Genomic DNA, 12,881 nt, shown 5'->3' with positions numbered 1-12,881 from the left:
AGAAGCAGTAGTGCTGAACCGTCTAAATCAGAGCCAGAACAAGAAGTTGAACCGCAAGATACTCAACAAGAAAATGAGCCACAAGGTCGTCAAAAGGGCAGCTGGTTCAACCGTATGAAGTCAGGTTTGACCAAGTCACGTAAGAATTTGGCTGAAGGTATGGTGAGTATCCTTATCGGCGGTAAAGAAATTGACGATGAGCTGTTAGAAGAGGTCGAAGATCAGTTATTAGTTGCTGACATTGGCGTAAATGCGACCAATCGTATCATCAAAAGTTTGACTGAACAGACGACACGTGGCGATTTAATCTATGCGCATTCTTTATATAAAGCATTACAAACGGAACTGGTCGATATCCTAACGCCGAAAGTCGCACCACTTGTAATTGATACCAGCAAAAAACCTTTCGTTATTTTGGTGGTTGGCGTCAATGGCGTCGGCAAAACCACCACTATCGGTAAGCTTGCTAAGCGCTTACAAGGTGAGGGTAAATCTGTGATGCTGGCTGCCGGCGATACTTTCCGTGCTGCTGCTACGGAGCAGCTACAAATTTGGGGTGATCGTAATGATATTCCGGTCGTTGCTCAAGGTCACGGCTCGGATAGTGCCTCAGTTATCTTCGATGCCATGCAGTCTGCCAAAGCTAAAAATATTGATGTGCTGATAGCGGATACTGCAGGTCGCTTGCAAAATAAAACCCACTTAATGGCCGAGCTAGAAAAAGTGGTACGCGTGATGCGTAAATCTGATCCTACTGCGCCGCACGAAGGCATGATTATCCTTGATGCGGGTACGGGACAAAATGCGATTAATCAAGTTGAGCTGTTTAATAAAGTAGTGCCGTTAACGGGTATTACTATTACTAAACTAGATGGCACTGCTAAAGGCGGTGTGGTATTTAATATTGCTGAAACCACTGATGTTCCTATTCGTTATATTGGAGTTGGTGAGTCGATTGATGACTTGCGTGCTTTTAGTCCCAAGCAGTTTGTTGCGGCATTGTTTGAGACTGATGAGAAAGAATAAGGGTGGCTAGAGGTATTATATTGATGTAAATAGCCAAAAGATGACGCCGTTACAAGCGGTGTCATTCTCATCTTCTGGGCTAAGTTTATAAGTCTAGTTTTTAAAATAGCGCTAATTTTGAGACAACTATGATAGTAACTACAACAAGTTTTGGACAATATGAGTTAGCTTTAATTGCAGGTGCTAATGAAAACGAGAGCCCTAAAATTGTTGTCGTTGATTGGCTGAAAGAAGGCCAGTCATGGCTTAACTCCAAATCATTTCCTAAGCTTAAAAAGTATTATAAAATTGATGATAGTGACTTTGAGTTTATAGATAAAAATAGCCTAAGCATTGCTGATATGACACAAGCTCTGTTACTTACTACTATTGAACAAATCAATGAATACATTAATGGCGAACGCAAAAAATTTGACTTACCTTTAGATTTATCATCAGGTACCGAGTTTCAGCAAAGAGTATGGAAAGGATTGCAAACAATACCTCATGGCGAGACTATCAGTTATGCCACGCTTGCGCAGCGAGTTAATAACCCTAAAGGATATCGAGCCGTTGCTAATGCTAACGGGAAAAACCCATTTAGCCTTATTGTCCCTTGTCATCGAGTCATTGCTAGCGATGGTAAGCTTGGCGGTTATACTGGCGGATTAGATAAAAAAGAGCATTTGCTCGCGCTTGAAGGTGTTAAATGTAAAGGTTAGCTCTAGGGTTAAAACCAAGCATTTGAGAAGTTTATTACATAAAGAATGTGCTAAAAAGGCCAAATGTTTAAAAGCATTTGGCCTTTTTTCTACATAAACTATTTATCAATACATAGCTTGTCAATGACCATTATTCTTCAAGTTGCGCCATGACGTCATCTGAGAAATTAACATTGGTATAGACTTCTTGCACATCATCTATGTCTTCTAACATATCAATCATTTTCATTACTTGTTGCGCGTCATCAATGTTATCAATCTCCGCACTAGTCGCTGGTGACATAGTGACCTCAGCGTTATCAGAAACTAAGCCTGCCGCATTTAGCGCATCTTTTACAGCCCCAAAGCTATCGACTTCAGTAATAACCAGTAGGGTCTCGCCATCGTTTTCGATATCAAGCGCGCCAGCATCTAATGCCGCCAGCATCACTTCGTCCTCTAAACTGACATCATTAAAGCTAATCTCACCGCGCTTATTGAATAGATAAGCGACAGAGCCTGAAGTGCCTAAATTACCATCGTGCTTGGTAAAAGCATGACGCACTTCACTGACGGTTCGATTGAGGTTGTCAGTCATAGTTTCGACTAATACGGCTACGCCGCCGATACCATAACCTTCATAGCTAACTTCTTCCATATTGTCATTGTCACCGCCGCCAGCACCGCGAGTAACCGCACGATTGATCGTATCCCTAGTCATATTGGCTGATAAAGCTTTTTCAATAACGGCTCGCAAGCGTGGGTTTTTATCAGGGTCGGGGTCACCTTGCTTGGCAGCGGAGACAATTTCGCGGATAATTTTGGTAAATACTTTACCTTTTACCGCATCCTGACGCGCTTTACGGTGTTTGATATTTGCCCATTTTGAATGACCTGCCATATTACATCCTTAAATTTTTGCTTGTTATTTAGTCAGCTGATAAGAGGGCTGTTAATAACAACCGCTGATTCATGCTCACATAATTTTTTATTGTACAATTGCCAAGCTTATTGGTGGGAATAAGCTTGCGTGTGAGTTAATGATTTGTATGTCGCTAGGAGTGGTTTTTTGCTACACTGTGACAAATGTTAGAAGCCTATAATAACCACTAGTGGACGATATTATAAACCACTTATAGGCATTTTGACTCACCACACTTTCCATGTCGATTTAAACCTTTTTATTTTATAAAGCCATTACTGCTATGACGCTACTGATCCTATGAAGCAACCAACCGTTGAAGCCCTTAATCGCCTACGTAAGCGCATTCATATCGTTATTGAAGGCACAGATACCCGTTTGGGTAAGCTGTTCGATATTGTATTATTGATTGCGATTTTGGCCAGTGTGGCCGTGGTGATGCTCGATAGTGTGTTATATATGCGCTTGCAGTATGGCACGATATTTTATTATGCTGAATGGTTCTTTACTATTTTATTTACTATTGAATATGCCTTAAGGCTATTTTCAGCGCCTAACCGTTTCCGTTATGTCTTTAGTTTTTTTGGGGTAGTGGATCTATTATCCGTACTACCGAGTTACTTAAGTCTCATGTTCGTGGGCGTACAATATCTAATAGTGATACGTATCTTGCGTATCTTGCGTATTTTCCGAGTGCTCAAGCTGAAAGCTTATATGCAGCAAGCGGGTTTTTTAGCATCGGCGCTCAAGACTAGTCAACAAAAAATCACTGTATTTTTCTTATCACTGGTACTGCTAGTAACGATTTTCGGCTCAGTCATTTATGTGGTTGAAGGGCCGGAAAATGGCTTTACCAGCATTCCATTATCTATCTACTGGGCTATTGTGACCATGACAACGGTGGGGTATGGTGATCTCTCACCAAAAACGCCGTTAGGTCAGACTATTGCTTCTATGGTCATGATTACCGGTTATTCCATTATCGCAGTACCTACAGGGATCTTTACCTCTGAGCTGGCACGTAATATGCGTCCACAGCTCAATCCAGTAACTTGCCCGAACTGCGGTAAATTTGGTCATGCAGTCGGGGCAGTGTTTTGTGATCGTTGTGGACATGCTCTACATGTGTAATAACTGGCTATTCTACATTCGTAAGGGTTTTGATAATCAACTACGATTATTAGTGTGCAGGCGTTTCTATGTAGCCAGCAACTAAAGGTGACAAATCAATCTCGACGCCTAGGTTGACTAAGTTCCAATACTGACCCGATACCGTGCGATCTAGCATCATTGTAGTAGCTGATGGTTGAAACTGACCAAAATACTTTAAGGATGTCCGCATTTGGGTGATGGCTTCGTGATGTACTTGGCTGCCAGCAAAATCAAAAGCACCTTCTTGATAGGGCATAATGGACAGAGGTTTGAGACCAATCGCTAGCCACTTTTGGTAAAACTCGCCTGGAATATCTGTCTTATCATCTCGGCGTACCTCAAGAGCGACTAAGTCTTGCTCCAGAGCCGTCACATCACCTTTTATCGCGTGTTGCGCAAAACGGCGAAATAACTTAACTTCACTGTCACTATAGCTGCGAACGCCGCCAAAATCATAAGCGACTACACTGCCATCGGCACGAAAGGCGAAGTTACCTGGATGCGGGTCACAGTGCATCCGATATAAGCCAAAAAGCTGTCCGGCGCTAAAATGAAACAAACGTTCTGCGATTTTCTGCTTAATAGCATTATCCCAAGTTGCGGCTACCGTCAGCGTTTCACCCATCTCTTCGGTTAAGGTTAAAACCCGTTTAGAGGAATGGCTACTGATTACCTTTGGGATAATAAGGCCTTCGTCATCGGCGTGAAAAGCGCCAAACACTCGTAAATTATGCGCCTCTTTCGTATAGTCCAGCTCGTCATGTAAGCTTTGGCGAATCTCGTTAAACAGCTGATCTTGTAGCTCACGATTCATATTTAGAACGCCCGCGATTTTGAGCGCCATGCGTACCTGTTTAAGGTCACTATCACAGTTTTCATCGACATCGGGATACTGTACTTTAACGACTACCTTTTCTCCAGAAGGTAGCGTAGCCTTGTGAACTTGGCCGATAGAGGCGGCGGCAAATGGCGTTTCCTCAAACTCAGTAAACAGCTGGTCAACGGGGGCTTTGAGCTCGCGCTCGATTTGCGAACGTATCTGCGAATAAGGCATAGGCGGCGCATCTTTTTGTAGCTTCTCCAAAGCAGTTGCAACTTCAGGCGGGAATACATCTTTATATTGTGAGGCAATTTGGCCCACTTTCATCACCGCACCTTTCATCTCCCCAAGTGTTTCGGCTATCTGGATACCCACATCTTGCATTAATTCTGAGCGTGCTTGCAGGCGTTTTTCTTCGTCACTAGAGAGGTGCTTTAATGAGTTTTTTGCCGCCTTGCCCGCAATACTTGCAGTCATGCCAGCAAGTTTCATAAAGCGTTTTCCGGACGATTTTGCCATTCATATCACCATTATTAAATTATTCATTAAGTCATATTCTCAATTATTGAGCTGTTTTGCTGCTATGACTGTTTGTTTATAAGCGCTACTTTATTACCAATATAAGCGCTAAATATAAAATCTATGTTTTCATTAAGTCTTATTTTAATCAAGCTGTCACTACTTAACCAGTTTGCTTTAGTTACTGTACTAAATGATGCAAATATTAGTGCAGCAAAAATAAGTGCAAGAAAATTAGCCATCTAAATTTATAAGATAAGTATCGACCAGCCAATAATCCAACGCCATCTGATAGCCTAAATGCCCCAAACCACAGACAACACCGACTGCCACATCACTTAAATAAGAATGTTGCCGGAAGGATTCCCGCGTATGGACGTTGGATAGATGCACTTCGATAAATGGCTTTTGGGTCGCCAATAAGGCATCGCGTAGCGCAACCGACGTATGAGTGAAAGCCGCAGGGTTAATAATAACCGCATCTACTTGCGCGGCTGGCTCTGCTAGTAATCCGTAATGCTGAATGTCGTCAACAAGATTACCTTCATGGTTTGATTGAATACAAACCAGCTCAACACCATATTGCGCGGCACGTTTTATTAGGCGGGTTTCAATATCAGCAAGGGTAGTATGACCATAAATTTCAGGCTCACGCTTGCCTAGTAAATTAAGATTTACCCCATTAACAAGTAACAGTTTATGGGTAAGGGCTTGGGTTGCTTTTGGATTAGAGAGGTTTGCTGGCATCGTTGACTGAGGGGAGGTGCTCATAATGGTCTCTACAAACTTGAAGTGGTATTGGTACTCATCAATTACTAATACATAAAAGATGTTCATATTAGAAAGGATAAACTGAATAGATTTAACCTTAGCCCTTTATCATAACAGCTTGCTAGCTAGGTTATAAAAAAATTACATCAAAAACTGACTTAGACCTCAAAAATCGTGTTAAAAGTCTTTATGTTACTAAAAACCCGTGCTATGATATTTTATAAGCAATAATTATTGCAATTTTGTTACTGATTTCATAATTTTAGTACCCGTTTATATGCAATGTTGCAAAGGAATTTGGGGCTAAGCGAACTTTTTAGGAAGTAATGTTATGTCAGATCGTGAGCATGGTATCGTTAAGTGGTTTAACGACTCAAAAGGCTTTGGTTTCATTCAACGTGATAGCGGAGAAGACATTTTCGTTCATTTTCGTGCCATCCAAGGTGATGGTTATCGTTCTCTAAAAGATGGTGAAAAAGTCGAGTTCAGTGTGGTAGAAGGCGATAAAGGTCTCCAAGCTGAAGAAGTGAGAAAAGTAGAAGAGTGATCAAGACTGACATTAGCGCAGTTTATCTATAATGTCAGCGCAGACTACTGATATACTCCTAAGTCAAGCCCGTCTTATCTTACCGATGTTGAGTTTATCGCAGCGTATTCGGTAAGGGATAGATGTTAGGCTTGGCTTTTTTATGCTTTTTAGTTTGGCATGGTTATGGTCATTGATATTTAGATACAGTCTACGCTAAGGCTTACCGTGAGCCTATCACTAGTTAATATATAAGCGGTTAATATAAAAGGATAATTTTTTGAGTAATTTCACGACATTTACTGATTTGCCACTTTCAGCGCCCACTCTACGTGCGGTGAGTGATTTAGGCTTTACCGAGCTAACTCCCATTCAAGCGCAGATATTACCGCATACCTTGGCACATCAAGATGCTATCGGTCAGGCGCAAACGGGTACCGGAAAAACGGCGACTTTTTTGCTCACCATTATGGAAGCTTTGCTCAACCGTCCTTTTGCTAGTAATGAAGAGCGCTATTTAGGTGAACCGCGCGCAGTTATCATGGCGCCAACACGCGAACTTGCTCAGCAAATATTCGACGATTGTATTATGCTGACCAAATATACCTCGCTACATAGCGTCTGTATCATGGGTGGAACCAATTACGAAACTCAGCAGCATGAGCTTGACCGTCAATATGTCGATATTTTGGTTGCAACGCCTGGTCGTCTGATTGATTTGATGAATAAAGGCATGGTTCATCTAGATCGTGTGGAAGTGCTGGTATTAGACGAAGCTGATCGCATGCTGGATATGGGTTTTATACCAGATATTAAACGTTTAGTAGGCCGGATGCCACCCAATACGGATCGTCAAAGTTTATTGTTTTCTGCCACATTTAACCAAGATGTGATGAACTTGGCCTATCGCTGGCTGCATGAGCCGCAGTTTGTTGAAATTGAGCCGGAGCATAAAACCAGCGAGCTGGTTGATCAGCACTTTTATTTACTCACAGAAGATCAGAAGTTAGAAGCGCTACAGCGTATTCTTACCGATACGGCAGTGGAAAAAGTGATTGTCTTTGCCAATCGTAAAGATCAGGTAAAGCGTCTCTATCATAAGCTACGCCAAGCACACAAAATTGTCATGCTATCCGGTGATGTGATTCAGCAAAAACGTGAAAAATATTTACAGCGTTTTAAAGATGGTCACGCTTCTATTTTGGTAGCGACGGATGTGGCAGGGCGCGGGATACATGTTGATGATATCAGTCATGTGGTCAATTATACTTTGCCCGATCAACCGGATGATTATGTTCATCGCATTGGTCGTACAGGCCGCGCCGGACAAACAGGAATCAGTATTAGCTTCGTCAGTGAGGACGATGCTTTTAATATACCGGCGTTAGAGAAGCATTTAGATACTAAGTTTACCCTTGAGCAGTGGCAACAGTAACTGTTGTAAAGTACTAGCTGTAAAGCACCATTATAAACCAAGCATCATGTTCAAAATAAAACCCTTAACGCCAATTGTGACGTTAAGGGTTTTTTATGGAGGTTGCTAATGAGATTTTCTTATGCTGAGTTGTGACATCTTTTTATCATATCACTGAGCATGCTCTATAGAAGCGGATCAATTATTGTCCATGTTATGTTCGCTTGGCATATCACTTGGCGTAGTATTCGGCATAGCACTCATGTCGTGCATACTAAGATCCGTAGTGTTATCCGTATTGGGCATCATGTCATGATTCATTTGACTCATATCGGCCATGGTTGCTTCAGACATTTCCGGCTCAGACATCATAGCAGAATGGCTGTCGTGATCCATCTGTGCATCGCTACCGCCATGGCCACTGTGCATGTTAGCCATTACCATGGGTACAACCATAACCGCCAGACCGGATGCCACCATAATAGCGCCATTCAGCTGTCTTAGGCGAAAACGTCCAATCTTATCGCGTAACCAGCCAACGGTTTCGTGCGTGGCAACCAACATTGGCACTGTGCCTAAGCCAAAGACGAACATCAATGCTGCACCGCTCAACGGATTGTGGGCGACTATTGCGATAAGTAGGGCACCGTAGACCAAGCCACAAGGCAAAAAGCCCCAAAGTAGACCAGCAGTTAGTGCACGTGGGAAAGTGGTTAGTGGGAATACTTTTTGACGAAGTGGGCTAAGGTACTGCCAAAAGCGCATACCAAAACGCTCAAGCTTGGTCAAAAATGGTGCGCCAAGCATGGTTACGCCAACAAAAACCAGTACTAAGCCCAGTAAAATACGTGGCGTACTGTTACCCTTCATTAATGGCTCTAACACAGTGGTACCAATAAGTCCTGCGACTAAGCCTAAGAGTGCGTAACTGGTTAGACGTCCCAGATGATAGGTGGCAACTAGAGCACGGCGCTTAGCTGGACTGACATCCTTCATAGATAGTCCAAATGCCGTCACAAGACCGCCACACATACCCAAACAATGCGGTGAGCCAAAAAAACCCATCAATAATGCTGCGACTAATAAAGCGGTGGTCATAGTGAGCGTCTCATAAAATAAGTGGCGGGTCGAAAACGGGTTTGTCTTATTGTTCGTAACTTATTAATAGTGACCGATAATGCAGTTGACCACAGATAGGAAGTGTTGGTAATGATTATATTTTTGGGTTGTCATCACTGTCAGTATTATGATCAGTACTACGGTTAGTAATAAGAGTCGTATCCACTTTTGCACTATTCACTTGCTGATTATTGGCATCGTCATTGTTAGATACATGCTTAGTGTTATCAGCAGATGCTTTAGCATTATCATGAGCTTGAATGGTTTGTCTGCGCTCTTGGCGATCATCTAAAATGATGCGTTGCGAGGCATTGTCTAAATCTTCAAACTGGTTGGATTTTACCGCATAGCGTACCGCCCAGATGGCAACCACAAACAGCATCAAACTCAATGGAATTAATAAAAATATGCTGAGCATTATAGACCTCTTGGTTGGCGGTTCTACTCTATTATACGCTGATTGCTGATAGATTAAATGACTGGTATATGGGAAAGCGTGGGCAAGATTAGACAAGTTATCAAGTTATAGAAGCGCTTAAAGTATAAGTTTCAATCGAAGGTTTTGACCGCTACGCCTCTTGGGGTTAATAACTGCTGAGAGGTCATGTCTTCGGCACGGCGACAGTCTAACTGCGGGCGTAAAACATCGCGCAGGTAGGCTGCGATTTCGTAAACAGCGCGCCTTGAATGGCTTAAGTTTTGTGCCGGCTCCCCCCAATCACGTTCGACCGGCAAAGGTGCATTAATTGGGGTGCTGTTGATACCGTTTAAAGCAAATTGTCTCCGTGCACGAGCCATATGATAGCTATCGGTAATAAGATAGACGTGATTTAGAGGAATGCGTTTGGCGGTAAAGCGCGCATTTTCGCAGGTATTCATACTGGCATTTTCACTTATTAAGCCATCAATACCATGTTCGATGAGCCACTGCCTGAGCCAAGGCGCTTCAGCACCACTTAGTACGATAGGTAGTGGTAGATCGTGATAGGCTGTGGCCGCAGTACGAACGCGATTGAGGCTATAGCGATTGAGGATAATTTGATTGTTGCTGTCATTGGTTAAGCCGCCACCGAGAACCACATATGCAGTTGGTGGTGAGCCCATCGCGTCAGCTGGCATAGTGGGTAGAGGCAAGTGTTGCAATACATAGATAACAGCGTGTGAGAACAGTGGAGTAAATAAACTGATAAGCACTATAATAATGATCGTTGAACCGAGTACAAAGGTAATGCTAATAATACGAAACAGTTTGACCATGCGTTCAGCTGATCGCAGGTAATGTCGCCATAGGCGTTTAGACAAAGACTTTTTAGACCACATGCTCGCCATGTCCGATTGAGCCATCAGCATTTACCCAAACCGGCTCACGAGATAAATGAATCGCAAACTTCTTATAAACACAATCCGCAATGTATTGCTGGGCTTGTGCTACGTCGTCTTGGGTGGCTTGATAAGGGGTATGGTTGGTAAGCACTAACGCTTGCTGTTGATGAGTGACAATCGGTGCAATACCACCACCTTTTAAGCCAGCTTGCTCAATTAACCAGCCTGCGGCGACCTTGACCATTGACTGAGGCATCGAGTAGCCAACGATATCAGGGTAATTTTCTTGTAGCGCTGTAAACTTAGCATTACTGATGATAGGGTTTTGAAAAAAACTACCACAATTGGGTAGTTGCTTGGGGTCGGGTAGTTTTTGTGTACGAATATCGATAATCGCTTGCATCACATCAGCTGGAATGGGCAGCGTACGATTTTGTTGTTTGGCATAATCTTGTGCTACCGATTGCACATCGCCATAGCTCGCTAAAATCTGTGAGGGGTCAAGATGCAGGCGAAAACCCACACGACTGATTAGCCACGTATTTGGCGAGCGTTTAAAGAGACTATCACGGTAACCAAACTCGCAGTCAGTAGCGGATAAATGCTGCCAAGTTCTGCTGGGCAAATGATAGGCACGCACATATTGCAAGCTATCTTCTAACTGGACGCCATAAGCGCCGATATTTTGTACAGGTGCTGCACCAGTCAGACCAGGTATTAGAGCGAGGTTTTCAAGTCCATACCAGCCTTGAGCGACCGTATAGATGACCAAATCGTGCCAGTTTTCACCCGCCATGACTTCAATATCGACGTACGTTTGGGTTTGATTGATGACGACAATACCGCGCATTAGTGGTCGTAAGACGATAGCGTGCAATTGCGCTGGCAATAACACATTACTACCGCCAGACAGCACCAATAACGGTATATTGTACTCATTGCTTCCTGCATAATTTGCCATAAAGCGATCAAGCTGATCTTCATCCGTCAACGTCACCACGGAATCAGCAACACATGCCAACGCCATAGTATTGGCATGTGACAAATCATACGACTTTTCAGACAGCTTTTTATGTGATAAGTCATAAGATAGGTCAGGCGATAAATCACGTTGGATGCTAAGATCAGGGCGCAAAGCTGAAGTCATAAGGTAGCCTGTTTGGCGAATAAATAACAAATTAAGCGGTGTTTAGTATAAAGGATGCGCCGACTAAAAGTGGGAGAAATATAGAGATCTTATTTCTATATAGTCTTTCAAACTTATACAGTCTTCCAACTCTCAATCCAAGCTTGGGCGCTTGATTCAATACGTTCAATGACCTCTTCAAAAGCTTGGCCATCACCTTGGTAGGGATCGGGGACATCATCGCCGCCATAGGTTGGGTCTTCTTCGCTAAATAATGCTAACTTTGCTAATGGCTTAGTGGTTATGTTAGCGCTATCGTTTGTATCAGCGATACTGTCTTTGAGTACTTGTAAGTCAGCTAGGTTTTGCGCATCCATTGCCAAAATCAGATCAAAGTTACGGAAGTCATCTGCACTTACTTGGCGGGCCACCAGTTTATTGATATTATAACCGTGAGCTTTGGCATGACGCCGCGCCCGTTCGTCTGGCTTATGACCAATATGCCAATCGCCTGTACCTGCTGAGTCTACTTTCATCGCTAGCCCTGCAATAGCAGCTTGCTGACGAAAAATTTCCTCGGCGGTTGGTGACCTGCAAATATTGCCCAAACAAACTAACAATACAGATGATGGAGTGGATGCTTTAATCAGCATAGTATGACCTTCTATGACAATAAAAAAAACACGCTATAAGAAACCAACATTAATAATGCGGCTTATTAGCATGTAAATGGTTAAACAAATTAGCTCTCAGCGTAACGGTTAATGCCCTGAATGGCAAGAGTCTAAGCTAAACATTAGGGTCATTCGTCGAATCTGTGCTGATACTATCTGCGCAGATATAATAGGTTACCGTTGATACTAACGTTTACGTAACGCGTAGGTAATTATTTAGCGTTCTTTTAGTTCTAATGGTTAGCCCTGATGGTTAGTCTTGATTTTTTTTAAAGCGCTGCAAGTCACGGCGCTCTTTCTTACTAGGCTTATTATCAGGGCGTGCAAGATTGGCTAACTTACGCTGCTCAGCATAATAGGCACGGCGCTCTTCGCTTTCTTCAGTTTCTGAATACAAGACTTGGGCGGCAGTGGCATTGCCTCGCTGAGCCGTTAATGCTTCCACGGTTACTGTTTTTTCGGTCATCGCGGTTGCGGAACCTTGACGAATCGTTAATTCATCTCCAACCGCTATCTCTTTACTAGTCTTCACACGGCTACCGCCATAATGAACCCGCCCGCTCTCAATGGCTTGTTTGGCAAGGGTGCGCGTCCGATAAAAGCGTGCTGCCCACAGCCATTTATCAAGGCGGATTTTAATTAAAGCTTGGTTTGTATTATCAAGGTTGTTTTTCATGGTGATCCCTTTGAATACATATGGAATAAGACACTCGAAAACTAAGTAAGAATAATAAGTGCTAAGTAAATACTATTAGTGCTAAATGGTTGTAGGATTCTTATATTCAAGTGGTTTTATATAAAAGTGCTTT

At 43.0% G+C, this 12,881-nt stretch carries 14 protein-coding genes; 5 read left to right on the top strand and 9 right to left on the bottom strand.

The features are described from left to right. Nucleotides 1-114: 114 nt before the first annotated feature. Nucleotides 115-1,026: a signal recognition particle-docking protein FtsY gene (ftsY, locus tag JMX97_RS13945; RefSeq protein ID WP_320157739.1), complete on the top strand. Its 912-nt coding sequence runs from the start codon at nt 115-117 to the stop codon at nt 1,024-1,026. 128 nt (nt 1,027-1,154) lie between these two features. Continuing rightward, on the top strand, nt 1,155-1,727 hold the full coding sequence (locus JMX97_RS06555; RefSeq protein WP_201556339.1) for a methylated-DNA--[protein]-cysteine S-methyltransferase: 573 nt from the start codon (nt 1,155-1,157) through the stop codon (nt 1,725-1,727). A gap of 130 nt (nt 1,728-1,857) precedes the next feature. Here the strand turns inward: JMX97_RS06555 and JMX97_RS06550 are convergent, their stop codons facing one another. Continuing rightward, nucleotides 1,858-2,607 (bottom strand): YebC/PmpR family DNA-binding transcriptional regulator, encoded by a 750-nt coding sequence (locus JMX97_RS06550; protein WP_201556338.1) that lies wholly within the window; start codon nt 2,605-2,607, stop codon nt 1,858-1,860. Nucleotides 2,608-2,928: 321 nt separating this feature from the next. On the opposite strand from JMX97_RS06550, the gene JMX97_RS06545 reads away from it, so the two are divergent. Then, complete coding sequence (locus tag JMX97_RS06545; RefSeq protein ID WP_201556337.1) at nt 2,929-3,759, top strand: ion transporter; 831 nt, start codon at nt 2,929-2,931, stop codon at nt 3,757-3,759. A gap of 49 nt (nt 3,760-3,808) precedes the next feature. Here the strand turns inward: JMX97_RS06545 and JMX97_RS06540 are convergent, their stop codons facing one another. Beyond that, complete coding sequence (locus tag JMX97_RS06540; protein WP_201556336.1) at nt 3,809-5,119, bottom strand: ABC1 kinase family protein; 1,311 nt, start codon at nt 5,117-5,119, stop codon at nt 3,809-3,811. Between the two features lie 234 nt (nt 5,120-5,353). Continuing rightward, on the bottom strand, nt 5,354-5,866 hold the full coding sequence (aroQ, locus tag JMX97_RS06535) for a type II 3-dehydroquinate dehydratase (protein WP_227671485.1): 513 nt from the start codon (nt 5,864-5,866) through the stop codon (nt 5,354-5,356). 355 nt (nt 5,867-6,221) lie between these two features. On the opposite strand from aroQ, the gene JMX97_RS06530 reads away from it, so the two are divergent. Both JMX97_RS06530 and JMX97_RS06525 read left to right on the top strand, forming a co-directional pair. Then, on the top strand, nt 6,222-6,437 hold the full coding sequence (locus JMX97_RS06530) for a cold-shock protein (RefSeq protein ID WP_201556334.1): 216 nt from the start codon (nt 6,222-6,224) through the stop codon (nt 6,435-6,437). Between the two features lie 259 nt (nt 6,438-6,696). Further along, nucleotides 6,697-7,851 (top strand): DEAD/DEAH box helicase, encoded by a 1,155-nt coding sequence (locus JMX97_RS06525; RefSeq protein WP_201556333.1) that lies wholly within the window; start codon nt 6,697-6,699, stop codon nt 7,849-7,851. 177 nt (nt 7,852-8,028) lie between these two features. Here JMX97_RS06525 and JMX97_RS06520 read toward each other — a convergent pair whose 3' ends face one another. The 6 genes from JMX97_RS06520 to JMX97_RS06495 all read right to left on the bottom strand — a co-directional run bounded on the left by JMX97_RS06520 (nt 8,029) and on the right by JMX97_RS06495 (nt 12,748). Then, a complete protein-coding gene (locus JMX97_RS06520) occupies nt 8,029-8,928 on the bottom strand; it encodes a sulfite exporter TauE/SafE family protein (protein ID WP_201556332.1) in 900 nt (299 codons plus the stop codon). 115 nt (nt 8,929-9,043) lie between these two features. Then, entirely contained in the window at nt 9,044-9,367 is a 324-nt protein-coding gene (gene ccoS, locus JMX97_RS06515; protein ID WP_201556331.1) for a cbb3-type cytochrome oxidase assembly protein CcoS, read from the bottom strand. A gap of 131 nt (nt 9,368-9,498) precedes the next feature. Beyond that, nucleotides 9,499-10,269, bottom strand: a complete 771-nt coding sequence (locus JMX97_RS06510) for a YdcF family protein (protein WP_201556330.1) — start codon at nt 10,267-10,269, stop codon at nt 9,499-9,501. Next, nucleotides 10,259-11,299: a UDP-N-acetylmuramate dehydrogenase gene (gene murB / locus JMX97_RS06505; protein ID WP_265089440.1), complete on the bottom strand. Its 1,041-nt coding sequence runs from the start codon at nt 11,297-11,299 to the stop codon at nt 10,259-10,261. The genes JMX97_RS06510 and murB overlap by 11 nt, the downstream gene beginning before the upstream one ends. A gap of 233 nt (nt 11,300-11,532) precedes the next feature. Then, nucleotides 11,533-12,051, bottom strand: a complete 519-nt coding sequence (locus JMX97_RS06500) for a low molecular weight protein-tyrosine-phosphatase (RefSeq protein ID WP_201556328.1) — start codon at nt 12,049-12,051, stop codon at nt 11,533-11,535. A gap of 274 nt (nt 12,052-12,325) precedes the next feature. Beyond that, a complete protein-coding gene (locus JMX97_RS06495) occupies nt 12,326-12,748 on the bottom strand; it encodes an RNA-binding S4 domain-containing protein (protein ID WP_201556327.1) in 423 nt (140 codons plus the stop codon). Between the last annotated feature and the right edge of the window lie 133 nt (nt 12,749-12,881).

It is taken from the genome of Psychrobacter sp. 72-O-c (assembly GCF_904846605.1).
Lineage (GTDB): Bacteria > Pseudomonadota > Gammaproteobacteria > Pseudomonadales > Moraxellaceae > Psychrobacter.
The sequence above is the reverse complement of the archived record's forward strand: the minus strand, read 5'-3'. Positions and strand labels throughout refer to the sequence as shown.

What these genes read in the sequence shown, in the direction of transcription:
- JMX97_RS06540 (WP_201556336.1), bottom strand. Translation starts at nt 5,119, where the DNA reads ATGGCAAAATCGTCCGGAAAACGCTTTATGAAACTTGCTGGCATGACT.
- JMX97_RS06550 (WP_201556338.1), bottom strand. Translation starts at nt 2,607, where the DNA reads ATGGCAGGTCATTCAAAATGGGCAAATATCAAACACCGTAAAGCGCGT.
- JMX97_RS06495 (WP_201556327.1), bottom strand. Translation starts at nt 12,748, where the DNA reads ATGAAAAACAACCTTGATAATACAAACCAAGCTTTAATTAAAATCCGC.
- ftsY (WP_320157739.1), top strand. Translation starts at nt 115, where the DNA reads ATGAAGTCAGGTTTGACCAAGTCACGTAAGAATTTGGCTGAAGGTATG.
- JMX97_RS06555 (WP_201556339.1), top strand. Translation starts at nt 1,155, where the DNA reads ATGATAGTAACTACAACAAGTTTTGGACAATATGAGTTAGCTTTAATT.
- JMX97_RS06510 (WP_201556330.1), bottom strand. Translation starts at nt 10,269, where the DNA reads ATGTGGTCTAAAAAGTCTTTGTCTAAACGCCTATGGCGACATTACCTG.
- JMX97_RS06520 (WP_201556332.1), bottom strand. Translation starts at nt 8,928, where the DNA reads ATGACCACCGCTTTATTAGTCGCAGCATTATTGATGGGTTTTTTTGGC.
- aroQ (WP_227671485.1), bottom strand. Translation starts at nt 5,866, where the DNA reads ATGCCAGCAAACCTCTCTAATCCAAAAGCAACCCAAGCCCTTACCCAT.
- JMX97_RS06500 (WP_201556328.1), bottom strand. Translation starts at nt 12,051, where the DNA reads ATGCTGATTAAAGCATCCACTCCATCATCTGTATTGTTAGTTTGTTTG.
- ccoS (WP_201556331.1), bottom strand. Translation starts at nt 9,367, where the DNA reads ATGCTCAGCATATTTTTATTAATTCCATTGAGTTTGATGCTGTTTGTG.
- JMX97_RS06545 (WP_201556337.1), top strand. Translation starts at nt 2,929, where the DNA reads ATGAAGCAACCAACCGTTGAAGCCCTTAATCGCCTACGTAAGCGCATT.
- JMX97_RS06530 (WP_201556334.1), top strand. Translation starts at nt 6,222, where the DNA reads ATGTCAGATCGTGAGCATGGTATCGTTAAGTGGTTTAACGACTCAAAA.
- murB (WP_265089440.1), bottom strand. Translation starts at nt 11,299, where the DNA reads ATGGCGTTGGCATGTGTTGCTGATTCCGTGGTGACGTTGACGGATGAA.